The organism is Agromyces sp. NPDC029043 (genome assembly GCF_055564615.1).
In genome coordinates this window covers 297,060-319,609 of sequence record NZ_JBVHVX010000001.1, presented here as the reverse complement: position 1 = coordinate 319,609, position 22,550 = coordinate 297,060, and the positions used below count along the sequence as shown (strand labels likewise).

Here is a 22,550-nt window from a genome sequence, read left to right as displayed (position 1 = left end):
CCGGATCCTGACAACGCGCCGACGCCCGTCCGGCGCAGTTTGGACTGGAATCGAAGCGTGACCATCCGGGTTTCGGCGCGCGCAGCGCGACGCCTTCGCGTGCGGCGCGGCTTCCGCCTCCATCCGGCGCAGGCCGTGGCAGTGGGCTTCGCCGCCGCAGTGGCGGCCGGCACCCTCCTGCTGTGGCTGCCGCCGATGACCGTCGAACCCGGCGGCACGAGCTTCATCGACGCGCTCTTCACGGCGACGAGCGCCGTCTGCGTGACCGGGCTCACGGCGGTCGACACCGAGCTGCACTGGAGCCCGCTCGGTCACGTGGTGATCCTCGCGCTGATCCAGCTCGGCGGACTCGGCATCATGATCTTCGCCTCGCTGATCGGCCTCGTGCTGGCCCGCAAGATGTCGGTGCGAGCGCGCCTGAACACGGCCGCCGAGGCGAAGGCGGTCGGCTACGACGACGTGCGGGGGCTCGTCCGCAGCATCGTGCTGATCTCCTTCGTGATCGAGGGCCTGACCTGGATGTTCCTGTTCCCCAGGTGCCTCCTCGCCTACGGCTACGGTGCGGGGGATGCCGCGTGGCACGCGCTGTTCCACTCGGTATCCTCGTTCAACAACGCGGGCTTCTCGCTGTACTCGAACAACATGATGGACTTCGTCGCCGATCCGTTCATCTGCCTGCCGATGTGCGCGGCGGTCATCCTCGGCGGGCTCGGGTTCCCGGTCATCATGCAGCTGCGCAAGGAGTTCGGCCGTCCGTGGCACTGGTCGATGAACACGAAGCTCGTGCTGTGGGGGACCGGCATCCTGCTCGTCGGCGGATGGATCTACCTCACCGTCGTCGAGTGGGACAACCCCGACACGTTCGGGCCGCTCGACCCCGGGGCCAAGCTGCTCGCCGGCTTCTTCGCGTCGGTGCAGACCCGTACGGCCGGCTTCAACAGCGTCGACATCGGGCTCATGCACGACGAGAGCTGGATCGCGATGGACGTGCTCATGTTCATCGGCGGCGGGCCGGCTGGCACTGCCGGCGGCATCAAGGTCACGACGTTCGCCGTGCTGTTCTTCATCCTGCTCACCGAGCTCCGCGGCGAAGGGGCCGTGAACATCTTCGGCAAGCGGCTCTCGCGGGCGGTGCATCGGCAGGCGATCACCGTGGTGCTCATCGCGGTCGGGGCGGTGGTCGCCGCGACCGTCCTGCTGATGCACATCACCGGGCTGGGGCTCGACCGGGTGCTGTTCGAGGCCGTCTCGGCGTTCGCGACGGTCGGCCTCTCCACCGGCATCACGCCCGACCTGCACCCGGCCGCCGACGTGGTCCTCGCAGTGCTGATGTTCCTGGGTCGCATCGGCCCGCTGACCCTGGGTTCGGCGATCGCGCTCCGCGAGCGCCGCATCCTCTACGAGTTCCCCAAGGAAAGGCCCGCCATTGGCTAGGTTCTCGCTCTTCGGCAGCACCGCCGACACCTCCCGTCGGATCGCAGAGGCCGACTCGGTCGCCGTCATCGGGCTCGGCCGATTCGGCGGCTCGCTCGCGCTCGAGCTCATGCGCGCCGGCACCGAGGTGCTCGGCATCGACGCTGACGAGGAGATCGTGCAGTCCCTGAACGGCGAGCTCACGCAGGTGGTGCGTGCCGATTCCACGAAGGCCGAGGCGCTGCGGCAGCTCGCGATCGACGAGTTCGATCGCGTGGTCGTCGCGATCGGCACCGACATCACCGCCTCCATCTTGACGTGCTCGGTGCTGCTCGGCATGAAGACCCCGGTGATCTGGGCGAAGGCGGTCACCGAGCAGCACGCGCTCATCCTCGAGCAGCTCGGCGTGCATCACGTGATCCGGCCCGAGGCCGAGATGGGCAAACGGGTCGCGCACCTCGTCCGGGGCGCGGCCCTCGACTACCTCGAGATCGAGACCGGCTACGCGATCGTGAAGTCGGCGCCGCCGGCCCGCCTGCACGGAGTGCCGCTCGGGCAGTCCGGCCTGCGCAAGGACTTCGGCGTCACCATCGCGGCGTTCAAGGAGCCCGGCGGCGAGTGGCACAACGCCGACGCCGACACGGTGCTCGCCGAGGGTGACACGATCCTCATCGTCGGGCCGACGCGCAAGGCCGAGGGGTTCGCGCAGCTGCGCTGAGGCGCGCGCGCCGACACGCGCCTCTTCCGCCGCGACGGCGTAGGATGCGGCCAAGGAGAGGCCGGTCATGTCGCGATTCACGCGGTTCGGAGGGGCGAGCGACGCCACGCGCCGCATCGCGGAGGCCGACTCCGCGGCGGTCATCGGGCTCGGCCGATTCGGACGGTCGCTCGCGCTGGAGCTCATGGCCGGAGGCACCGAGGTGCTCGGCGTCGACGCCGACGAGGAGATCGTGGAGTCGCTGAGCGGCGAGTTGACCCACGTCGTGGCGGCCGACTCGACGAAGGCCGAGGCGCTGCGGCAGCTCGCGATCGACGAGTTCGATCGCGTCGTCGTGGCCATCGGATCCAACCTCGAGGCGTCGATCCTCACGTGCTCGGTGCTGCTCGGCATGAAGATCCCCGTGATCTGGGCGAAGGCCGTGACCGACCAGCACGGCCTCATCCTCGAGCAGCTCGGCGTGCACCACGTCATCTACCCGGAGGCCGACATGGGCCGGAGGGTGGCGCACCTCGTCCGCGGTGCCGCGCTCGACTACATCGAGATCGAGAAGGGCTACGCCATCGTCAAGTCGTCGCCCCCGGCGCGCCTGCACGGCACGCCGCTCGGACAGACCGGGCTGCGCAAGGAGTTCGGCGTCACCGTGGCGGCGTACAAGAAGCCGGGCCAGGAGTGGCACAACGCCGATGCCGACACGGTGCTCACCGAGGGCGACACGATCCTCATCGTCGGCCCGACGCGGAAGGCCGAGGGGTTCGCGCAGCTCCGGTGACACCCGTGCGCGACGCGGGTCGCGGCATCCGTCGCCGTTCGGCCCGTTCTCGGGAAGCCGCCGCTTAGGCTGTGGGGATGAGCCCCGCGACGAAGCCCTCCGGCATCATCCTCGACGAACTCGACGCCGACGTGCGCCCCCAGGACGACCTGTTCCGGCACGTCAACGGCAAGTGGATCGCGCGCACCGAGATCCCCGCCGACAAGGCGCGGTACGGCAGCTTCGTCGTGCTCTACGAGGAGGCCGAGCGGGCGGTCCGCGAGATCATCGAGGAGTCGCAGCAGGCCGAGCCGGGCACCGAGGCGCGCAAGGTCGGCGACCTGTACGCGTCGTTCATGAATGAGGAGCGCGTCGAGCTGCTCGGCGCGACGCCGATCGCGGCGCAGCTCGTCGAGGCGTCGCTGCCGGGCACCGTCGACCAGCTCCTCGAGGCGGTCGGCCGCCTCGAGCGGCAGGGCGTGTCGGGCTTCGCGCAGCTCTTCGTCGACAACGACCCCGGCGACCCCGACCGCTACCTCGTGTTCGTCGAGCAGGGCGGCATCGGACTGCCCGACGAGAGCTACTTCCGCGAGGAGCGCTTCGCCGCCATCCGCGAGAAGTACCGCGAGCACCTCGAGCGGATGTTCGGACTCGCCCAGCTCGACGACGCGGCGGGCCGCGCGGCCCGCGTCTTCGACCTCGAGACCGAGATCGCGGCGACGCACTGGACCAACGTCGACTCGCGCGACAGCCAGAAGACGTACAACCTGAAGCCCTGGGCGGATGTCGCGGACGCGGCATCCGTCGACCTCGACCTGTGGCGCGACGCCATGGGCGTACCCGCGGGGGCGTTCGCCGAGCTCGTCGTGCGCCAGCCCAGCTTCGTCGAGGGCGTCGGGAAGCTGCTGACCGAGGATCGGCTGCCGGCATGGCGCGACTGGCTCGCGTGGCAGGTCGTCCGCAGCTCGGCGGCGTACCTCTCATCCGACTTCGTCGACGCGAACTTCGACTTCTACGGCCGCACGCTCACGGGCACGCCCGAGCTGCGCGAGCGGTGGAAGCGCGGCGTCTCGTTCGTCGAGGGCGCCATGGGCGAGGCGGTCGGGCGCATCTACGTCGAGCGGCACTTCCCGCCGGCGGCGAAGGAGGCGATGGACGAGCTCGTCGCGAACCTCGTCGAGGCGTACCGGCAGTCGATCTCCGAGCTCGACTGGATGGGCGAGCAGACGCGGGCGAAGGCGCTCGAGAAGCTGGAGAAGTTCACGCCGAAGATCGGATACCCGGTGAAGTGGCGCGACTACTCCACGCTCGTGGTCTCCGCCGACGACCTCGTCGGCAACGTCCGCGCCGCGGCCGAGTTCGAGTTCCAGCGGCAGCTCGGCAAGATCGGCAAGCCGATCGATCGCGACGAGTGGTTCATGACCCCGCAGACGATCAACGCGTACTACAACCCGGGCTTCAACGAGATCGTGTTCCCCGCGGCCATCCTGCAGTTCCCGTTCTTCGACGCCGAGCGGGATGCCGCGGCGAACTACGGCGCGATCGGCGCCGTCATCGGCCACGAGATCGGCCACGGCTTCGACGACCAGGGCTCCCGGTTCGACGGCGACGGTCGCCTGGTCGACTGGTGGACCGAGGCCGATCGGGCCGCGTTCGAGGAGCGCACCAAGGCGCTCATCGACCAGTACGACGTGCTGGTGCCCGAGCAGCTGGAGGTCTCGGGCGACGGCGAGCACCACGTCAACGGCGCGCTCACGATCGGCGAGAACATCGGCGACCTCGGCGGGCTCGCGATCGCGTGGAAGGCCTACCAGCTCTCGCTCGGCACGAAGCAGGCGCCCGTGATCGACGGCCTGACCGGCGCGCAGCGGTTCTTCCTGTCGTGGGCGCAGGCCTGGCAGCTGAAGGGCCGCGACGAGGAGGTCATCCGCCTGCTCGCGATCGATCCGCACTCGCCGAACGAATTCCGGTGCAATCAGATCGTCCGCAACATCGACGAGTTCTACACTGGCTTCGACGTCGCTTCCGATGACGCGCTCTGGCTCGACCCGGCCGAGCGCGTCCGCATCTGGTAGCGGCTCGAACGACCCCGTCCATTCCCGTCGCACGCACCGCTTGAGCCGCGGTGGGGGAGCGCGCGACCCGAACGAAAGCCCGTTGTATCCGCCGTGGTGACCTCGTCGCAGGGTTCCGAGCGCCGTGCTCGACATGCCAGCATCCGCCGAGGTCGTCACCGAACCGACGAGCACAACGAGGACTTCTCACGCGGGTTCGACGCGCTCGGCGAGCTCGCCCTCGCGGGCGTGCAGGTGTCGGCGCGCGCCACCGACCTGGCGACGGGGCGGGTGCTGTTCTCGGTCGACGACCACGTCGTGATGCCCACCGCGTCGATCGGCAAGGTGCTGCTCCTCGTCGAGGTCGCCTCGCGGCTCGGCCACGCGAGCCCCGAGGCGCTCACCGTGCTCGACCGGGCGCCGCGCGACGCGGTCGGCGACTCCGGGATCTGGCAGCACCTGCAGACACCGTCGCTGCCGATGGCCGACCTCGCCGCGGTCGTCGGCGCGTCGAGCGACAACCTCGCGACCAACGTGCTCATCCGCCACATCGGGCTCGAGGCGGTGCGCGCCCGCACCGAGGCGCTCGGCCTGACGCGCACGGCGCTGCTCGACCTGGTGCGCGACCACCGCGGTCCCGACGACGCGCCCCAGCTGTCGATCGGCTCGGCGAAGGAGCTCACCTGGCTCTTCGCCTCGCTCGCGCGCGGCGAGATCGTGAGTCCCGAGGTGTCGCAGCGGGTCGTCGGCTGGCTCTCGCTCAACGCCGACCTGTCGATGGTCGCGTCGGCGTTCGGCCTCGATCCGCTCGCGCACCGCATGCCCGACCACAACCTGCTCCTGATGAACAAGACGGGCACCGACGGCGGCGTGCGCAGCGAGGTCGGCGTGCTGCGCGGACCGCGCGCGAGCGTCGCGTACGCGGTCTCGATGTACTTCGCCGACACGATGCTCGCGTCGCGGCTGGCGGTGCTCGACGGCATGCGGCAGGTCGGCGCCGACCTGCTCGAATACGTGCACTGATCGCGGTCCCAGGCCCGACCCCGAACGGGGGCATTGCTGCGGCGTCGGGCGCGCGGGAACCTGAGAATGGCTCGCGTCAGCCCGTGCCATCCCGACACGGGGGCGTCCCGAGCAGGTGAGGACGATGTCGGATTCCCAGGTCCCGCAGTCGCGAACGATCACGCGCCGTACCTTCATCCGCGCAGCCGGCGCCGCCGGCGCGGGGTTCATCCTCTACGCGATGCAGCCGGGCGGCCGGGCGATCGCGCTCGCGCACGTCGCGCACGCGGCACTCGACCCCGCGACCGTGCCGAAGTTCGCGACGCCGCTGCTCATCCCACCCGTCATGCCGCGCGCCGGCACCGTCACGGCGCCCGGCGGCAAGCCCATCGACTCCTACGAGATCTCGATGCGACAGATCACGCAGCAGGTGCTGCCGGCCGGATTCCCGGCGACGACCGTGTGGGGGTACGGCGCCGTCGCCTCCTTGCGGAAGAAGGGCGTGCTGGCGCACAACGCCCCCTCGCTCACCATCGAGGCGAGGTGGAACCGGCCCGTCAGGGTGAAGTGGATCAACGACCTGGTCGACGACGACGGCAACTACCTGTCGCACCTGCTCCCCGTCGACCCGACCCTGCACTGGGCGAACCCGCCGGGCGGCGAGGCCGGACGCGACGATCGCCCGACGTTCGAGTCGACCCCGGGGCCGTACACCGGACCCGTGCCGATCGTCACGCACGTCCACGGCTCCGTCGACGTGGGGGACGAGAGCGACGGCTACGCCGAGGCCTGGTACCTGCCCGCGGCGACCGATATCCCGGCGGGGTACGCCACCGAGGGGACCTGGTACGACTTCTTCGCCTCGAAGGCCGCGGCGGGCTTCGGCGCCGCGTGGGGTCCCGGGTTCGCGACGTTCCAGTACCCGAACACGCAGCGCGCCTCCACGATCTGGTACCACGACCATGCGCTCGGGATGACCCGGCTGAACGTGTACGCGGGACCGGCGGGCTTCTTCCTCATCCGCGGCGGGCCCGAGGGCGACGATGCGGTGCTGGACGGCAGGACGGGCGCGCGGGCCGTGCTGCCCGGCCCAGCCCCGCGGGAGGGCGACAAGTTCCCGCCGAACAAGACCTACTACGAGATCCCGATCGCGGTGCAGGACCGCTCGTTCAACCCCGACGGCTCCCTCTTCTATCCCGACTCCCGCGAGTTCTTCGACGGCATCGTGGGCGAGTTCATCCCGGATGGCGACTTCTCGCCGATCTGGAACCCGGAGTTCTTCGGCGAGACGATCATCGCCAACGGCAACACCTGGCCGTTCCAGGTCGTCGAGCAGCGGCGCTACCGCTTCCGGTTCCTCAACGGCTGCCAGTCGCGCTTCCTGATCCTCGACTTCAGCGGCATCCCGGGTGTACGTGCCTGGCAGATCGGCAACGAGGGCGGGTTCCTCACGGCGCCCGTCGACCTGGCGGCGCACGGGAACCGCCTGCTGATGTCGCCCGCCGAGCGGGCCGACCTCGTCGTCGACTTCGCCGCCGTCCCGGTCGGCGACCACGTGCTCGGCAACGTCGGGCCCGACGAGCCGTTCGGCGGCGGCGAGCCGGGCGTGGACTTCCCGGTCGCGAACCCCGAGACCACGGGCCAGGTGCTCGCGTTCCGCGTCGTCCCCGCCGTCGGCCCCGACCCCACGACCCCGCCCGAGCACCTCGTGCTGCCGGCGATCGCGCCCCTGCCGCCGGAGACCGTCGTGCGGCCGCTCGCGCTCATCGAGCGCATGGGCGTCGGCGTGGACGCGGCGGGCGACCCGCGCGAGGGCCCCACCGAGGCCGTGCTCGGCACCGTCGACGCGGGCGGCCTCCCCACCGAGTACGAGTGGGCCGACGAGGTCACCGAGAACCCCGACGTCGGCGCGACGGAGGTGTGGGAGTTCGTCAACACCACCGGCGACGCGCACCCCATGCACGTGCACGAGGTCGCATTCGAGGTCGTCGACCGCGAAGGACTCGTGCGCGACGACGACGACGAGGTCGCCCTGCCGCTGCAGCTCGACGGCACCGTGACGCCGCCCGAGCCGTGGGAGACCGGGCGCAAGGACACCGTGATCGCGTATCCGGGTCAGGTGACGCGCGTGCGGGCGACGTTCGCCACGCCGGGCCAGTACGTCTGGCACTGCCACATCGTCGAGCACGAGGACAACGAGATGATGCGCCCGTACCGCATCGGCCCGGTCCAGCCCGGCCAGCCGGTCGAGGAGGACCCCGAGATGTGACGAGCGGATGCCGCGATCCTCACGCCACGCGGCATCCGCTCGGCACTGCCCGCGAGATCGCCGCCGGCCGTCAGGGCGTGCGCGCCGGGTCGAGCAGCCGCTCGACGCCGTCGAGCACCGCCCGGTGCGTCTCGGCCGCACCGAGGATGCGGAAGTGCCCGGGCACCGGCACCCGGATGTTCGTCGCCCCGTCGAGCATGCTCCCGTCGGGGATGTGCGGGTCGTAGCGCCCGAACACCGACACGATGCTGGCGTTGACGGATGACGCGCGCCCGAGCATCACGATCGTCTCGTCGCTCGGCAGCAGGGCCCTGACGCTCGGGTCGATGAGCAGCCTCGCCATGCGCGAGCCCGCGAACGGGGTCGCGATCGCGACGAGGCCGAGGAGGCCCTGCGAGCCGGACGGCCCGGAGCCGGGCGCGGGCGCCGCCGCCGCGGCATCCGACTCGGTGACCAGCAGCTGCTTGGCGATCAGCCCGCCCTTCGAGTGCGCCACGATGACGCGCCCGGTCGGCGGCACGGGCACCTTCGCGAGCGCGCGGCCGAGGCGGCGCGCGGTGTCGGCGATGCCCCGGCGGTTCGTGCCCATGCCGTGCACCACGCGCACCCGGTAGCCCGCGCGGTTGATCGCGTCGCCGAGCGGTCGCATGAACGACCAGTGCTCGTAGATGCCGGGCAGCAGCACCACCTCGGGCAGGCCCGCATCGCCCGAGCGCCAGCGCGGGGGCGGGTTCCAGCCCTCGACCACGATCGCGAGCTGGCGCCATCCGGCGTACACGTAGTCGCCGGCCCACCACCACGCGCGCTCGATGCGAGACGACTCCTCGGGCGGCGACACCCGGGTGACCTCGCGGCCGACCGCCTCGCCGCGCGCGTGCGCCGCGATCAGGTCGGCGACGTGCTCGCCCGCGGTGACCATGGTCTCGTGCCCCCGGTCGGGGATCTCGGCGTAGCGGCCGCGGGGCAGGAGCAGCGTGACCTCCTCGGCCCAGGCTCGCGGCGCGAGCCGGTCGTGCTCGCCGCGGATCACGAGCGTCGGCGCCGCGACATCGGGCAGCACCAGCTCCAGGCGGTGCGCGAGCATCTGGCCGAGCTTCTTGAAGTACCAGCGCGGGCCGGCCGCCAGGTACGACCGGATGCCGAGCAGCACGACCTTCGGGCGCGCGAGCGACGGGTCCTCGGCCAGGCGGATCGCCTGCACCACGCCGGAGCGCTCACGGGGGTTCACGGTCGGGGCGATCAGCACGAGCGAGGCGATCAGCTCGGGATGCTGCGTCGCCGTCTCGGCGACGACCTGCGCGCCCATCGAGTGCCCGACGAGCACGACCGGCGCGTCGAGGCGCTCGGCGGCGATGAGCTCGGCGAGGTACGCGCCCGACTCCGACATGGTGTACGCGTGGCGCGGCTCGGGGGCCTCGCCGAAGCCGGGCAGGTCGAGCGCGAGCACGCGCCCCACCCGGGCGAGCGAGTCGGCGAGGTCGGACCAGTACCGGTGCCCCATGCCGATGCCGTGCACGAGCACGAACGTGGGACCGTCGTCGCGGCCGGACTCGGTGATCACCGTCACCGCGTCGTCGCGGCGGAACTCGCGCGTGCGGCTCACGCGGCCTCCCTCCGTCGGTGCATGCAACCGATCCTGTCAGTCGATCAGGCCGGATGCCGCGAGCCGCCGCAGCACCTCGACGCCCGCCGGCGGGCAGCGGTGCGCGTCGGCCGTGCCGACCCAGTGCACCGCGCCGACCTCGCCGGAGGGCGCGGGCGCGGCATCCGTCTCGGCCAGGAACACGTGCATGAGCACGTGCTGCCCCTCAGCCTGCCCGTGGGCGAGCTCGCGCACGGTGAACGCCTCGGCGAGGGTCCGCGGGTCGAGCTCGACCCCGACCTCCTCGAGGGCCTCGCGCGCGGCCGCCTCGGCGGGCGTCTCGCCCGCGTCGATCTTGCCGCCGGGCATGTAGTGCACATCGCGGTCGCGCGGTGACCATGAGCACCCGGCGCTCGCGCACGAGCGCGATGGCGGCGACGTGCAGGTCGGGCGGCTGCGGCATCCGTCCAGCCTATGCGGGGCGAGCGGAAGCCGGCCTGCCGATCAGGTGACGAACACGTCGTCGAGCGTGACCGTCGCGAGCCCGCGCTCGCGCAGGAACCCCTCCAGCCGGTCGAACACCCGCGTGACCGGGTCGTGGTTGAGGTGGCCGAGCACGATGCGTCCGGCATCGAACCACTCGTTCGCGAGGTCGACGATCGTCTGGTCGGGCAGCGGGCCCGAGTCGCCGAGCGAGCCGTACCAGAGGGTCGGCACGGTGTAGCCGATCGCCGCCGCAGCGGCGTCGACGCGGGCGTCGTGGCGCCCGTACGGCGGCCGGAAGAACGGCCGCGCGTCGACGCCGTACACCTGGGCGAGGTAGTCGTGGTTGCGCTGGAGCTCGGCCTGGATGCCGGCGTCGTCGAGCGTCGTGAGGTCGGCGTGCGACCACGTGTGGTTCGCGATCTGGATCTGCCCGCTCGCGACGAGCGGCCGGATCGCCGCGGCGTTGTCGTCCCACGACGAGTAGACGCCGTTCACGAAGTAGGTGAGGCGGATGCCGCGGCTCGCGGCGAACGCCGTGTACGCGCCGACCACGGCCGAACTGGTGCCGTCGTCGACCGTCCACGCCATGACGTCGCCCATCTCCGGCGGGAGCGCCGTGAGCGTGCCCGGCGGCACGGGGACGCGCTGGAGGGCCGGGGCGGGCGGCGCCGCGGGTTCGGGCGCCGGCTCAGGTGCGGGCTCGGGCTGGAGCTCGGCGGGAGCGGCGGGCTGCTCAGTCGCCGCGGGCGACGGCGACGCCGGCTCCCCGGTCTGCTGGTCGGCGGCGCATTTCGCGAGGGCGAACACGGCGCCGACGCCCAGCGCGCCGAGCAGGGTACGCCGCGCGATGTCGCCCATGCTGCTCCCCACCGGCGCCGGGCGACCCGGCGCCTCTCCGGTCGTTCTACACCCGACCCGGGCCCGCGGCCGGGCGCGGCGCGCGCGAGGCGCGAACCACGCGGCATCCGGCGCCGCGCGCATTTCGTAGGATGGACGGGACTTCGGGCGAATTCCGTCCAACCTCCTCCACCAGGACCATTGGAGCCACCGTGGCCGCACCCAGCCGTCTCGAATCCGTCACGACCCTCGCCCAGCACCGGGGCTTCGTCTTCCAGGCGGGTGAGATCTACGGCGGATCCCGGTCGGCGTGGGACTACGGCCCCCTCGGCGTCGAGCTGAAGGAGAACATCAAGCGCCAGTGGTGGCGCACCATGGTGCAGGGCCGCGACGACGTCGTCGGCCTCGACTCCAGCGTCATCCTGCCGAAGCAGGTGTGGGAGGCATCCGGCCATGTCGAGGTGTTCACCGACCCGCTCATCGAGTGCCTGCACTGCCACAAGCGCTTCCGCGAGGACCACCTGATCGAGGCGTACGAGGAGAAGAAGGGCCGTGCGCCCGAGAACGGGCTCGGCGACATCGTGTGCCCGAACTGCGGCACGCGCGGCCAGTGGACCGAGCCGCGCGCCTTCTCGGGCCTCCTCAAGACGTTCCTCGGTGTCGTCGACGACGACTCGGGCCTGCACTACCTGCGCCCCGAGACCGCGCAGGGCATCTTCGTGAACTTCGCCAACGTGCTGCAGGCGGCGCGCATGAAGCCGCCGTTCGGCATCGGCCAGATCGGCAAGTCGTTCCGCAACGAGATCACGCCCGGCAACTTCATTTTCCGCACGCGCGAGTTCGAGCAGATGGAGATGGAGTACTTCGTCGAGCCCGGCACCGATGAGGAGTGGCACCAGTACTGGATCGACGCGCGCTTCCAGTGGTACGTCGACCTGGGCATCGACCCCGAGAACCTGCGCCTGTTCGAGCACCCGAAGGACAAGCTCAGCCACTACTCCAAGCGCACGGTCGACATCGAGTACCGGTTCGGCTTCGCCGGCGGCGAGTGGGGCGAGCTCGAGGGCGTCGCGAACCGCACCGACTTCGACCTCTCGACCCACGCGAAGCACTCCGGCAAGGACCTCTCGTTCTTCGACCAGTCGCGCAACGAGCGCTGGACGCCGTACGTGATCGAGCCCGCGGCCGGCCTCACGCGCTCGCTCATGGCGTTCCTCGTCGACGCGTACCACGTCGAGGAGGTGCCCAACGCGAAGGGCGGCACCGACACGCGCACGGTGCTCAAGCTCGACCCGCGCCTCGCGCCCGTGAAGGCGGCCGTGCTGCCGCTGTCCCGCAACGAGCGCCTCTCACCGCTCGCACGCGAGGTCGCGACGAACCTCCGCAAGCACTGGAACGTCGAGTTCGACGACGCCGGCGCGATCGGCCGCCGCTACCGCCGCCAGGACGAGATCGGCACGCCGTTCTGCGTCACGGTCGACTTCGACTCGCTCGACGACGACGCCGTCACGGTGCGCGACCGCGACACCATGCAGCAGGAGCGCGTGCCGCTCGCCGCGCTCGAGGGCGTCCTCGCGGGGCGCCTCGTCGGCGCCTGACCCGCGGCGCGCGCGCCGCGCGCACGCGCCACGCTCGCGCTCCCCACGGGCCAACCCGTCGCCAATCCCGTGTTCCTGCGGGTGAACCCACCGAAACCCGGGATTCGCGCACGCGCGCAACCCGCGCCCCGTTCGCGAGTCACGCGTTCGTGCGGGTGGACCCGCAGAAACCCGGGATTCGCGGAGGCGCGTAGGGAGCGGGTAGGCGCGGCAACCGGCGCCACATCCGCGAGTCACGCATTCGTGCGGGTGGACCCGCAGAAACCCGGGATTCGCGAGGGCGGGGCGGGGCGGGTAGGGGGCGGGGCGTGACCGGGCATCCGCGGCACCCTCGTTCCGTCGCGAGTCACGCGTTCGTGCGGGTCGACCCGCAGAAACCCGGGATTCGCGAGGACGGGCAGGGCCGGGCGCGCAGGCGCGGCGTCAGGCGCGCAGGCGCCGCCACTCGCGGCGGAGCATGGCGTAGGCGGCCGTGTCCTGCCATCCGTCGTCGTACTCCTCCTCCAGGAGGGTCGCCTCGCGCCGCATGCCGAGGCGTTCGCAGAGCCCGGCGGATGCCGCGTTCCGCGCGTCGAGGTGGGCGTACACGCGGTGCGCGGCGAAGCGCCCGAACGCGAGGTCGAGCAGGGCGGATGCTGCCTCGACGGCGAGTCCGCGCCGCTGGAAGTCGGGATGGACCACCCAGCCCACCTCGAGCTGGGCGTGCTGCAGGCTGCCGAGCCGCACCATGAGGTCGCCCACCACGCGGTCGGGCCGCGCACGCCCGGCCGCGACCTCCTGCAGCGACGGCTCGCCCGTCAGCACCATCGCGAGGAACACCGCGTCGCCGTCGGCCTGGAGCCGCCGCATCTCCGCGCGCAGCCGCGTATGCTCCGCCGCCTCGCTGCGGCTGCGCTCGGGCCACGGGATGTAGCGCAGCACCTCGGGCAGGCGCTGGTACTCCCAGACGTCGTCGGCGTCGGATGCCGCGAGCGGACGCAGCACCATGCGCTCGGTGCGCAGCGGCCGGTGGTCGAGCACGGCCATGTCGAAGGGGAGGCGCAGCGCGGGCGGGCCGGCGTCGGCGGCCTCGTCGGGGAGGGCGTGCATGCTCAGGCAGCGTACCCGGCATCGGAGCCGAAGCGCGCGCCGGGTCATTCCGGATGGCTCGTATGAACGCGCCCTCAAGTGTGGGCGCACTCCGCCAACCGGAGTGTCGAGCGGCGGGCGCAGCGGGAGTGTCGAGTCCCGCGAACGGCGTCGCGTCAGACGGCGTCGCGGTGGGTGTCGGCGTCGGCGGATGCCGCGGCCTCGGCGTCGGCGCGGATGCCGAAGATCGCCTCGAGTCCCTCGAGCCACGCCTGCTGCTCGCCGGCGCGCGCGTACTCGCGCGAGCGCACCATGGGCGTGTGCAGCAGCACGCCCGCCATGTGGCGCAGCGCCTGCTCGGTGCGACGGTCGTCGTCGCCGCGCGAGCGGGCGCGGTCGATCTCGGCGTCGAGCACGTCGAACACGTGCTTGCGGAGCGCCACGACCGCGGGCGCCAGGTCGAGCTCCTCGCCGACGCGACCGAAGTTGCGGGCGGCGCGGTCGACGAGCTCGCGGGCCGCGTCGGTCGCGCCGAACTCCTCGAGCGGCGCGTGGATCTTGATGGTCTCGAGGTCGAGCAGCTCGACGCCGGGCACGTCGAGCACGTCGGGAGCGACGTTGCGCGGCAGGCCGAGGTCGATCACCAGCTGTCGGGGAGCCTCGGCGGCCGCGCCATCCGTCGCGCTCTCGCGGCCCTCGCGCCCCGGGTGCAGCGCGACCGGCGCCGGCCCGGCGGCCACCGCGAGCTCGGTGCGCCCGAGCTCGAGCAGCGCGCGATCGACGACGTGGTGCTCGACCGTGGTGCAGGCGACGATGAGGTCGGCGCCGGCCGCGGCCATCGCGTAGTCGCCGGAGGCCACGGCCTCGATGCCGTGATTGGCCGCGAACCTGCCCGCCCGGCCCGAGAGCGAGTGCACGGCGACGTCGACGACGCCGCGGTCGCGGAGCGCGGCGAGCGACGCGCCGGCGTAGCGGCCGGTGCCGACGAGCAGCACGCGCACGGCGGACCAGTCGGTGATGCGGCTCTCGGCGAGGTCGAGCGCGAGGCGCACGAGCGAACGGCCCTCGCTGCCGATGCCGGTGCGGTTCTTCACGCGGCGGGAGGTCTGCGAGGCGCGCTGGAACAGCCGCTCGAGCTCGGGGGTCGTGGTGCCCTCGTGGCGCGCGCGCTCGAGCGAGCGGCGCACCTGGCCGGCGATCTCGCCCTCGCCGACGACGACCGACTCGAGCCCGGAGGCCACCGCGAAGAGGTGCCCGGCGACCGCGTTGCCGTGCACGAACCCGAAGGTGCTGCGCAGCTCGTCGGCCTCGAGCCCGGCCACGTCGCCCACGGCGCGGACCGCATCGTGCACCGCGTCGACCGGGGAGTCGCCCTCGGGCGTGTCGAGGTCGAGGTAGGCCTCGAACCGGTTGCACGTGGCGACGACGACGGCGCCCTGGACGGCCGGGTGGCCGTCGAGGAGGCGCGGGGCGGCATGCTCGGCCGACGCCGAGAGGCGTTCGAGCATGTCGAAGCCGGCGTTCTTGTGGCTCGCGGTGAGACAGATGAGCACCCGACGATTCTACCGGTGGTCGAAAGGTGCTCCGACCAGCACCGTCACGTCGGGTCAGGCGGCCGCGCCGCGGCCTGCGACCGGGATCGCGCCGGTCAGCGGCGGCAGCTCGAGCCCCTCGGCCGCGAGCGCCGCGCGGTGCCGCGCCTTCCACGCGCGCACCGTCGCGAAGAACGGCGCGTCGGTGAGCGCGTACCGGCCCAGGCGGGGATCGCTCAGCATCACCGGGAGCTCCATGCTCGTGCCTCCGCGGCGGATGCGCACGACCGCGACGGGAACGCTCGCGCTGCCGATGACGGTGCGGTCGGAGCGGATGTTCCGCACCTCCCGCCACGGGAAGGCAGCGACGCGCTTCGGCCGGTGCCCCCCGCCCCAGAACGAGATGCCGGCGTCGTCGGCGACGATCGAGAAGCGGCCGGGCAGCGCGATCCGGCGGCTGCCGGGCGAGGCCAGCTCGTCGAGGCGCGCGACGAGATCGCGGTTGCGGATGCCGCAGCTCACGTCGCCCCCGTGCACCGAGCCGAGGGCGCGCCGGCGTGCGTTCGCGCGCGCCGCGGCGGCGGCGCGCCGCAGCATCGCGACGAGCAGCACGAGCGCGGTCGCCGCGGCGACGCCCGCGGCGACGGGACCCGCGGAGACCTCGGGAAGGCGCGGGATCAGTCGCTCGACGTACTGCTCGCCGAGCACGAGCCCGGCGACGAGGAGGGCGGCCGCGACCGCGACCAGCGAGATGAGGGCGGTGCGGTTCCGTGAGGCGATGCTGGGCACGATGCGATCTCCGTGGGTGGCGGAGGCGCGCCGACATCGGGGTCCGTCGACGCGTCGTCGTGCATCGGGAGCGCACGACGGGTCCGACCATAGCGCCGTGAGAGCGCTCCCGCCAGACCCCAGTCCGCCGAGCGTGAGCTCGGGCACCCCAGCGCGCGCCCAGCCCCGATGGGGGAGGATGAAACGCGTGATCCTCTCCCCGCAGCATCCGCTCGCCTCAGGCCTCACCCACGACTCCCGCCTCGTCCGCGCGTACCGCGGGCTGCGCAGCGACACCGTCCCGGTGTGGTTCATGCGGCAGGCGGGCCGATCGCTGCCCGAGTACCGCGACCTGCGCGTCGGCACCCGCATGCTCGACGCGTGCCTCGACCCCGCGATGGCGGCCGAGATCACGCTGCAGCCAGTGCGGCGCCACGGCGTCGACGCGGGCATCTTCTTCAGCGACATCGTGGTGCCCCTGAAGCTCGTCGGCGTCGACGTCGAGATCCAGCCCGGCCGCGGGCCGGTGTTCGGCCGGGCCTATGGCGATGCCGCGGCGGTCGCCGAGCTCACCGCGATCGATCCCGCACGCCTCGACGAGGCCGCCGGGCCCATCACCGAGGCCGTGCAGCGCACCGTCGCCGAGCTGGCGACGCTCACCTCGCCGGGAGCGCGAACCTCGACGCCCCTCATCGGCTTCGCCGGCGCGCCGTTCACGCTCGCCGCGTACCTCGCCGAGGGCGGCCCGTCGAAGGACCACCTCGCGGCCCGCACGCTCATGCACGCCGATCCGGGCGCGTGGCGCGCGCTCATGGAATGGACCGCCGAGCTCACCGGCCGGTTCCTCCGCACCCAGGTGCTCGCGGGCGCGTCGGCGGCGCAGCTGTTCGACTCCTGGGCGGGTGCGCTCTCGCTCGCAGACTACGAGGCGCACGTCGCCCCGGCGTCGGCCGCGGCGCTGGCCCACGTGCACGACCTGACCTACGCGGCGGCGGATGCCTCCGGCACGGCCGGCACCCTCGCGGTCCCCGTCGTGCACTTCGGCGTCGGCACGGGCGAGCTCCTCGGCGCGATGAAGCGCGTGGGCGTCGACGTCGTGGGCGTGGACTACCGCGTGCCGCTCGACGTCGCGGCGGGGCGCATCGGCACGGGCGTGCCGCTGCAGGGCAACCTCGACCCGGCGCTCCTCGCGGCGCCGTGGCCCGTGCTCGAGAAGGCGGTGCGCGACGTGATCGAGCGCGGTCGCGCGGCGCCCGCTCACGTCTTCAACCTCGGCCACGGCGTGCCGCCCGAGACCGACCCCGAGGTGCTCACGCGCGTGGTCGAGCTGGTGCACGAGGCCGGGCGATGACCTCCTCGGGGCCCGACGACTCCGCCGATCCCGGACCGGCACCCGGCGCCGAGCGCCGCGCGACCGACGTGGTCGTCGTCGGCGGCGGCGTCGCGGGCCTCGTCGCAGGGCTCGAGTGCGCGCGGCTCGGGCTGGGCGTGGTCGTGCTCGAGCAGGCCGAGCGGCCGGGCGGATGCGTCGGCCGCATCGACCTCGACGGGCTCGCGCTCGACAGCGGTGCCGAGTCGTTCGCGACCCGCAACGGCTCGGTGGCCGAACTGCTCGGGCGACTCGGCCTCGAGGACCGGATCGTGCCGCCGAACCGCGCCGGGGCGTGGCTGGCCTGGGGCGACCGCGGCGCGCGGCGCGCCGCGCCCCTGCCGAAGACCGGCGTGCTCGGCATCCCGGCCAACCCGCTCGGCGACGACGTGCGCGCCATCATCGGCTGGGGCGGCGCGTGGCGCGCATGGCTCGACCGCATCACGCCCATCCTCAAGATCGGCCGGGCCGAGCGGCTCGGACCGCTCGTGCGCCAGCGCATGGGCGCGGCGGTGCTCGACCGGCTCGTGACGCCCATCTCCGCGGGGGTCTACTCGACCGACCCCGACGACCTCGACGTCGACGTCGTCGCGCCCGGCCTGAACGAGGCGATGACCCGGGCCGGCTCGCTCTCGGGCGGCGTCGGCCAGCTCGTCGCGGCGCGCCGCGCGGGCAGCGCGGTCCTCGGGCTCCGCGGCGGCATGCACACGCTCGTCGACGCGCTCGTCGCCGAGCTCGAGCGGTTCGGCGCCGAGGTGCGCACCGGCACGCGGGTCAGCGCGCTCGAGCGGCGCCCCACCCGGCCCTCCGACGCCGGTGCCGTCGCCTCGTCGTGGCGCGCCATCGCCGAGCAGGTCGAGGTCGACGCGCGGTTCGCGATCCTCGCGACGCCCGCGCACGTCTCGCGCGGGCTGTTGGCGGGGCTCGTGCCCGACGCCGGCCTCGCCGAGGACTGGCCCGACGCGGCATCCGTCGAGCTCGTGACGCTCGTGCTCCACGCGCCCGAGCTCGACGCCGCGCCGCGCGGCACGGGCGTGCTCGTCGCCGCCGGCACGCCCGGGGTCGCGGCCAAGGCGCTGACCCACTCCTCGGCGAAGTGGGCCTGGCTCGCGGAGGCGGCCGGCGGCCGGCACGTCGTGCGGCTCTCCTATGGCCGGGCGGGTGCCGCCAACCCGCTAGCCGGCCTCGACGACGCCGCCGTCGCCGAGCTCGCGGTGCGCGACGCCGCCGCGCTGCTCGGCGTGGAGCTCGACGCCTCCCGCGTGCGGGCGTCCGGCCGCAGCGCGTGGCGCGACGCGCTCTCGCAGGCCGCCGTGGGCCAGCTCGCGCGCGTCCGCGCGCTCGAGGCGGCCCTCGAGGACCACACCGGGCTCGCCCTCGCGGGCTCCTGGGTGGCCGGAACCGGGCTCGCCTCCGTGGTCCCGCACGCGATCGACGCGGCCGGCCGCATCCGGCACCTCGCCCTGCGCATCGCCGACGACGCATAGCCGGAGCGGAATACGATCGGGCCGAACGGGCCGCAACCCCCTTGCGCGGGCGACCCCGGGGTCTACTCTGGAGTCACTGCTGACTTCGATCGCAGCGGGGGATGGGGTGCACATGAAGGGCAAGATCCTCTTCGTCGTCGGTCTCGGCGTCGGATACGTGCTCGGCGCGCGCGCGGGCCGCGAACGCTACGAGCAGATCCGCAAGGCCGCACAGGACGTCTGGAACCAGCCGAAGGTCCAGGAGGGCGTGCAGACGGTCAAGGACTTCGCGATGAGCCGCGCCGGCGACGTGGGCGACACCGTCCTCGACGGCGCGAAGAAGCTCGTCGCGCAGGTGACGCAGTCGCAGACCTCGTCGACCGCCCGCTCGGGTTCGTCGACCTCGACGCCGTCCGGCTCGGCGGCGAAGCCCGCCACGGCGACGCCGAAGCCCGCGACATCCGGCGCATCGGCGTCCAAGTCGACGTCGAAGGCCGCATCGCCGGGCACGGGGTCGGGCACCGGCACCGCGTCGACCGGCTCCTCGGCGAGCCCGTCCTCGTCCTGATTCGACCTCCGGAGGTGGACTCCCGATGGCTGCACCACTGAACGACGAACGGTCGATCTTCACCATCGTCGGCGAACTGCCCGACCAGATCTCCGCGCTCGTGCGTGCCGAGATCGACCAGGTCAAGGCCGAGCTGAGCTACAAGGCGAAGCACTTCGGCATCGGCGCGGGCCTCGCCGCGGCCGCCGCGTTCGTCGGCATCTTCCTGCTCGGCACGCTCATCGCGACCGGCATCCTCGCGCTCTCGCTGGTCATGCCCGGCTGGGCGGCGGCGCTGATCGTGTCCGGCGTCCTGCTGCTCATCATCGCGATCCTGGTCGCCGCGGCAGTCGCCAACTTCCGCCGCGGCAGCGAGCCGCTCGAATCGATCGAGAGCGTGCGACAGGACATCGACGCGATCACGGGAAGGGGCGCGTATGGCGGCCGGGACTGACGTCGTGACGTTGGACAAGAAGCAGCAGCGCAACCTCACCCGACTCCAGGCGCACGACAACGCCAGGGCGGCACGCGATCAGCTCGCAGGCACGCTCAGCGCGCTCGAGGAGAAGCTGAACCTGCCCAAGCGGGTGGCCCGGGCGACCGCCCGCGCCAAGGTGCGCGTGCAGCGCTTCTCCGACGAGCAGCCCGGTACGGCGATGGGCGTGGCCGCCGGCCTGGCCGTCGCGGTCGGCGTGGGCGTCTGGCTCGTGGTGCGTGCGAACCTCGATCGGTGACGAGCCCGTGACGGATGCCGCGGCGCGGGACGCCGCGGCACGGGACGGTAGCTCGACCGCCGCGACCACCGCGGTCGAGCGCGTCACGGCGCAGTTGCGCGACGAGATCCTGAGCGGCGCCCTCGGTCCCGACGCCCCGCTGCGCGAGGAGCTCTGGTCGGCCCGCCTCGGCGTCTCGCGGCACACCGTCCGGGCGGCATTCCAGCGGCTCGTGGCCGAGCGCCTCGCCGTCGCCGAGCCGTACCGCGGCGTCCGCGTGACGAGCTTCGACGACCGGCAGATCCTCGCGCTCCAGCAGCTCCGCGCGGCGCTCGAGGTCGAGGCGCTCCGGATCGCGTTCGAGCGCTTCGGCGGCACGCTGCCCGACGCCGTGCTGGCGCCGGCACGTGCCGCGGTCGGGGCGATGGAGTCGCTCGGCTCCGGGCCCGACCGGCCGGGCGAGGCGCCCGACGACGCGTGGCTGCAGGTCGAGCGGCTGCACGCCGACTTCCACTCGGCGCTGGTGGCCGCGTCCGACAGCCCTCGGATCATCGAGATGCACACCGCGCTCGGCAGCGAACTGCTGCTGTTCATCCTGCACGCCCGCACGCACTACAGCGTCGCGTCGATCGTCGAGGAGCACCGCCGGCTGCTCGACGAGCTCCCCTCGCGGGGGCCCGAGGCCCTGCGCGACCACCTGGAACACTCCACGAGGCTGCTCCTCGGCTGAGCGGCCCATCCCCGCAGGAGGCACCATGTCCGCCACGGATCGCCCCACGGAACCCGCCGCCGTCGACGCCTTCGCCGACCGCATCCTCGCCTCGGCGCTCGGCGCGTTCGAGACGCTCTCGGTCCACGTCGGCGACCGGCTCGACTGGTACCGCATCCTCGCCGGGCGCGGCGCGCTCACCTCGACCGAGCTCGCCGAGGCCGCCGGCACGGGTGAGCGGTACACGCGCGAGTGGCTCGAGCACCAGGCAGTGAGCGGCATCCTGGAGGTCGACGACGAGGAGGCCGCGCCATCCGCTCGTCGCTACCGGCTCCCGCCCGCGCACGCCGAGGTGCTCACCGACGACCGCTCGCTCGCCTACCTCGCGCCGATCGCCCGCATCATCGCGAGTGCGGCCGTGCAGGTGCCGGCGCTGCTTGACGCCGCCCGCACGGGCGGCGGCGTGCCCTGGGCGCGGTTCGGCGCCGACATGCGCGACGCCCAGGGCGACGTGAACCGGCCGTGGTTCGAGCACCGCCTCGCCGACGCGCTCGCCGGCGTGCCCGAGCTCGACGCGATCCTGCGCCGCCCAGGCGCTCGCATCGTCGACGTCGGGTGCGGGCACGGCTGGTCGACCATCGCCCTGGCCCGCGCGTATCCCGAGGCCCGCGTGGACGGCGTCGACGTCGACGCGCCCTCGATCGAACAGGCGCGCACGCACGCCGACGAGGCCGGCCTCGCCGACCGCGTCGCGTTCCACCTCGGCGGCGGGGAGGCGCTCGCGGAGGAGGGCGCCTACGACGCCGGGTTCGTGTTCGAGGCGCTGCACGACATGCCGCATCCCGTCGAGGTGCTCTCGGCGCTGCGGCGCGCGGTGCGCGACGACGGCGCGGTCGTGATCATGGACGAGGCCGTCGCCGACCGGTTCGCACCCGACGGCGACGACGTCGAGCGCGTCATGTACGGCTACAGCCTGTTCATCTGCCTGCCCGACAGCCTCTCCACGCCGGGGTCGGTCGGCACCGGCACGGTCATGCGGCCGGCCGTCCTCGAGGGGTACGCGCGCGAGGCCGGATTCTCGCGCGCCGAGGTGCTGCCGATCGAGGGCTTCGCCTCGTTCCGCTTCACGCAGCTCCGGCCGTGAACAGGAGGACCCATGGATGCCACGGAGCTCCGAGCACTGCAGGCGCCGCTGAAGGACCGGTACCGCAACCACCCCGACGCCGCCGTCGCGCAGGTGACCGCCCGGGCGACCTTCACCGACCCGGGCATCACGGCGACGGTCGACGGGTTCGCCGGCCGGGTGCGCGCGGGCCTGCACCCCGCGACCGGCGGCGACGGCTCCGACGCGTGCTCGGGCGACCTGCTCCTGCAGGCGCTCGTCGCGTGCGCCGGGGTGACCCTCCGGTCGGTCGCGACGGCGATGGGACTCGACATCCGCTCGGCCGAGCTCGTCGCCGAGGGTGTGTTCGACGCACGCGGCACGCTCGGCATGAGCCGTGACGTGCCGGTCGGCGTCATGGATGTCACGGTCACCGCGATCGTCGACACCGACGCCGACGATGCCGCGCTCGCCCGCCTCGCGACGGGGACCGAGCGGTTCTGCGTCGTCGCGCAGTCACTCGCCGAGACGCCCGAGTTCGTCGTCGTCCGCGCGGCGCGCTGACG

21 protein-coding genes are annotated in these 22,550 nt (G+C 73.0%); 15 read left to right on the top strand and 6 right to left on the bottom strand.

What is annotated here, in order from left to right:
- Positions 1-63: 63 nt before the first annotated feature.
- The 6 genes from ACZ4TW_RS01510 (at position 64) to ACZ4TW_RS01485 (ending at position 8,207) form a co-directional block, all read left to right on the top strand.
- Entirely contained in the window at positions 64-1,434 is a 1,371-nt protein-coding gene (locus ACZ4TW_RS01510; protein ID WP_465540241.1) for a TrkH family potassium uptake protein, read from the top strand.
- Positions 1,427-2,131: a potassium channel family protein gene (locus tag ACZ4TW_RS01505; protein ID WP_465539459.1), complete on the top strand. Its 705-nt coding sequence runs from the start codon at positions 1,427-1,429 to the stop codon at positions 2,129-2,131. The genes ACZ4TW_RS01510 and ACZ4TW_RS01505 overlap by 8 nt, the downstream gene beginning before the upstream one ends.
- A 67-nt stretch (positions 2,132-2,198) precedes the next feature.
- Positions 2,199-2,903: a potassium channel family protein gene (locus ACZ4TW_RS01500; RefSeq protein WP_465539457.1), complete on the top strand. Its 705-nt coding sequence runs from the start codon at positions 2,199-2,201 to the stop codon at positions 2,901-2,903.
- A gap of 77 nt (positions 2,904-2,980) precedes the next feature.
- Positions 2,981-4,957: a M13 family metallopeptidase gene (locus ACZ4TW_RS01495; protein ID WP_465539456.1), complete on the top strand. Its 1,977-nt coding sequence runs from the start codon at positions 2,981-2,983 to the stop codon at positions 4,955-4,957.
- Positions 4,958-5,053: 96 nt separating this feature from the next.
- Positions 5,054-5,959, top strand: a complete 906-nt coding sequence (locus tag ACZ4TW_RS01490) for a serine hydrolase (RefSeq protein ID WP_465539455.1) — start codon at positions 5,054-5,056, stop codon at positions 5,957-5,959.
- A gap of 124 nt (positions 5,960-6,083) precedes the next feature.
- Complete coding sequence (locus ACZ4TW_RS01485) at positions 6,084-8,207, top strand: multicopper oxidase family protein (RefSeq protein WP_465539453.1); 2,124 nt, start codon at positions 6,084-6,086, stop codon at positions 8,205-8,207.
- A 70-nt stretch (positions 8,208-8,277) separates the two neighbouring features.
- Here the strand turns inward: ACZ4TW_RS01485 and ACZ4TW_RS01480 are convergent, their stop codons facing one another.
- The 3 genes from ACZ4TW_RS01480 to ACZ4TW_RS01470 all read right to left on the bottom strand — a co-directional run bounded on the left by ACZ4TW_RS01480 (position 8,278) and on the right by ACZ4TW_RS01470 (position 11,133).
- Positions 8,278-9,810 carry an alpha/beta hydrolase gene (locus ACZ4TW_RS01480; protein ID WP_465539452.1) on the bottom strand — a complete coding sequence of 511 codons (1,533 nt, stop codon included), beginning with the start codon at positions 9,808-9,810 and terminating at the stop codon, positions 8,278-8,280.
- Positions 9,811-9,846: 36 nt separating this feature from the next.
- Positions 9,847-10,158, bottom strand: coding sequence for an NUDIX domain-containing protein (locus ACZ4TW_RS01475; RefSeq protein ID WP_465539451.1), 312 nt, complete (start codon positions 10,156-10,158; stop codon positions 9,847-9,849).
- Positions 10,159-10,293: 135 nt separating this feature from the next.
- Positions 10,294-11,133, bottom strand: coding sequence for a polysaccharide deacetylase family protein (locus ACZ4TW_RS01470; RefSeq protein WP_465539450.1), 840 nt, complete (start codon positions 11,131-11,133; stop codon positions 10,294-10,296).
- A 191-nt stretch (positions 11,134-11,324) separates the two neighbouring features.
- On the opposite strand from ACZ4TW_RS01470, the gene ACZ4TW_RS01465 reads away from it, so the two are divergent.
- Positions 11,325-12,710 carry a glycine--tRNA ligase gene (locus ACZ4TW_RS01465; RefSeq protein ID WP_465539448.1) on the top strand — a complete coding sequence of 462 codons (1,386 nt, stop codon included), beginning with the start codon at positions 11,325-11,327 and terminating at the stop codon, positions 12,708-12,710.
- Between the two features lie 423 nt (positions 12,711-13,133).
- Here ACZ4TW_RS01465 and ACZ4TW_RS01460 read toward each other — a convergent pair whose 3' ends face one another.
- The 3 genes from ACZ4TW_RS01460 to ACZ4TW_RS01450 all read right to left on the bottom strand — a co-directional run bounded on the left by ACZ4TW_RS01460 (position 13,134) and on the right by ACZ4TW_RS01450 (position 16,099).
- Positions 13,134-13,799, bottom strand: a complete 666-nt coding sequence (locus ACZ4TW_RS01460) for a GNAT family N-acetyltransferase (RefSeq protein ID WP_465539447.1) — start codon at positions 13,797-13,799, stop codon at positions 13,134-13,136.
- A 155-nt stretch (positions 13,800-13,954) separates the two neighbouring features.
- On the bottom strand, positions 13,955-15,331 hold the full coding sequence (locus ACZ4TW_RS01455) for a glutamyl-tRNA reductase (protein WP_465539445.1): 1,377 nt from the start codon (positions 15,329-15,331) through the stop codon (positions 13,955-13,957).
- 54 nt (positions 15,332-15,385) lie between these two features.
- Complete coding sequence (locus ACZ4TW_RS01450) at positions 15,386-16,099, bottom strand: hypothetical protein (protein WP_465539443.1); 714 nt, start codon at positions 16,097-16,099, stop codon at positions 15,386-15,388.
- A gap of 178 nt (positions 16,100-16,277) precedes the next feature.
- Between ACZ4TW_RS01450 and hemE the strand changes: the two genes are divergently transcribed.
- From hemE to ACZ4TW_RS01410, 8 genes are all read left to right on the top strand, one after another.
- Entirely contained in the window at positions 16,278-17,429 is a 1,152-nt protein-coding gene (gene hemE, locus ACZ4TW_RS01445; RefSeq protein ID WP_465539441.1) for a uroporphyrinogen decarboxylase, read from the top strand.
- Positions 17,426-18,934 (top strand): protoporphyrinogen oxidase, encoded by a 1,509-nt coding sequence (gene hemG / locus ACZ4TW_RS01440; RefSeq protein ID WP_465539439.1) that lies wholly within the window; start codon positions 17,426-17,428, stop codon positions 18,932-18,934. The genes hemE and hemG overlap by 4 nt, the downstream gene beginning before the upstream one ends.
- Before the next feature lie 112 nt (positions 18,935-19,046).
- Positions 19,047-19,481: a YtxH domain-containing protein gene (locus ACZ4TW_RS01435; protein WP_465539437.1), complete on the top strand. Its 435-nt coding sequence runs from the start codon at positions 19,047-19,049 to the stop codon at positions 19,479-19,481.
- 25 nt (positions 19,482-19,506) lie between these two features.
- Positions 19,507-19,914, top strand: a complete 408-nt coding sequence (locus ACZ4TW_RS01430; protein WP_465539436.1) for a phage holin family protein — start codon at positions 19,507-19,509, stop codon at positions 19,912-19,914.
- Positions 19,898-20,194 (top strand): hypothetical protein, encoded by a 297-nt coding sequence (locus ACZ4TW_RS01425; protein WP_465539434.1) that lies wholly within the window; start codon positions 19,898-19,900, stop codon positions 20,192-20,194. Before ACZ4TW_RS01430 ends, ACZ4TW_RS01425 begins: the two co-directional genes overlap by 17 nt.
- Positions 20,175-20,903 carry a GntR family transcriptional regulator gene (locus ACZ4TW_RS01420; protein ID WP_465539432.1) on the top strand — a complete coding sequence of 243 codons (729 nt, stop codon included), beginning with the start codon at positions 20,175-20,177 and terminating at the stop codon, positions 20,901-20,903. The genes ACZ4TW_RS01425 and ACZ4TW_RS01420 overlap by 20 nt, the downstream gene beginning before the upstream one ends.
- A gap of 25 nt (positions 20,904-20,928) precedes the next feature.
- Complete coding sequence (locus ACZ4TW_RS01415; RefSeq protein ID WP_465539430.1) at positions 20,929-22,026, top strand: class I SAM-dependent methyltransferase; 1,098 nt, start codon at positions 20,929-20,931, stop codon at positions 22,024-22,026.
- Positions 22,027-22,038: 12 nt separating this feature from the next.
- Positions 22,039-22,548, top strand: coding sequence for an OsmC family protein (locus tag ACZ4TW_RS01410; RefSeq protein WP_465539428.1), 510 nt, complete (start codon positions 22,039-22,041; stop codon positions 22,546-22,548).
- The last annotated feature ends 2 nt before the right edge of the window (positions 22,549-22,550 follow it).

Bases quoted from the DNA above. Each gene is read 5' to 3' on its own strand.
- ACZ4TW_RS01435 (WP_465539437.1), top strand. From the start codon at position 19,047: ATGAAGGGCAAGATCCTCTTCGTCGTCGGTCTCGGCGTCGGATACGTG.
- ACZ4TW_RS01460 (WP_465539447.1), bottom strand. From the start codon at position 13,799: ATGCACGCCCTCCCCGACGAGGCCGCCGACGCCGGCCCGCCCGCGCTG.
- hemG (WP_465539439.1), top strand. From the start codon at position 17,426: ATGACCTCCTCGGGGCCCGACGACTCCGCCGATCCCGGACCGGCACCC.
- ACZ4TW_RS01425 (WP_465539434.1), top strand. From the start codon at position 19,898: ATGGCGGCCGGGACTGACGTCGTGACGTTGGACAAGAAGCAGCAGCGC.
- ACZ4TW_RS01495 (WP_465539456.1), top strand. From the start codon at position 2,981: ATGAGCCCCGCGACGAAGCCCTCCGGCATCATCCTCGACGAACTCGAC.
- hemE (WP_465539441.1), top strand. From the start codon at position 16,278: ATGAAACGCGTGATCCTCTCCCCGCAGCATCCGCTCGCCTCAGGCCTC.
- ACZ4TW_RS01485 (WP_465539453.1), top strand. From the start codon at position 6,084: ATGTCGGATTCCCAGGTCCCGCAGTCGCGAACGATCACGCGCCGTACC.
- ACZ4TW_RS01475 (WP_465539451.1), bottom strand. From the start codon at position 10,158: ATGCCCGGCGGCAAGATCGACGCGGGCGAGACGCCCGCCGAGGCGGCC.
- ACZ4TW_RS01410 (WP_465539428.1), top strand. From the start codon at position 22,039: ATGGATGCCACGGAGCTCCGAGCACTGCAGGCGCCGCTGAAGGACCGG.
- ACZ4TW_RS01500 (WP_465539457.1), top strand. From the start codon at position 2,199: ATGTCGCGATTCACGCGGTTCGGAGGGGCGAGCGACGCCACGCGCCGC.
- ACZ4TW_RS01415 (WP_465539430.1), top strand. From the start codon at position 20,929: ATGTCCGCCACGGATCGCCCCACGGAACCCGCCGCCGTCGACGCCTTC.
- ACZ4TW_RS01470 (WP_465539450.1), bottom strand. From the start codon at position 11,133: ATGGGCGACATCGCGCGGCGTACCCTGCTCGGCGCGCTGGGCGTCGGC.
- ACZ4TW_RS01430 (WP_465539436.1), top strand. From the start codon at position 19,507: ATGGCTGCACCACTGAACGACGAACGGTCGATCTTCACCATCGTCGGC.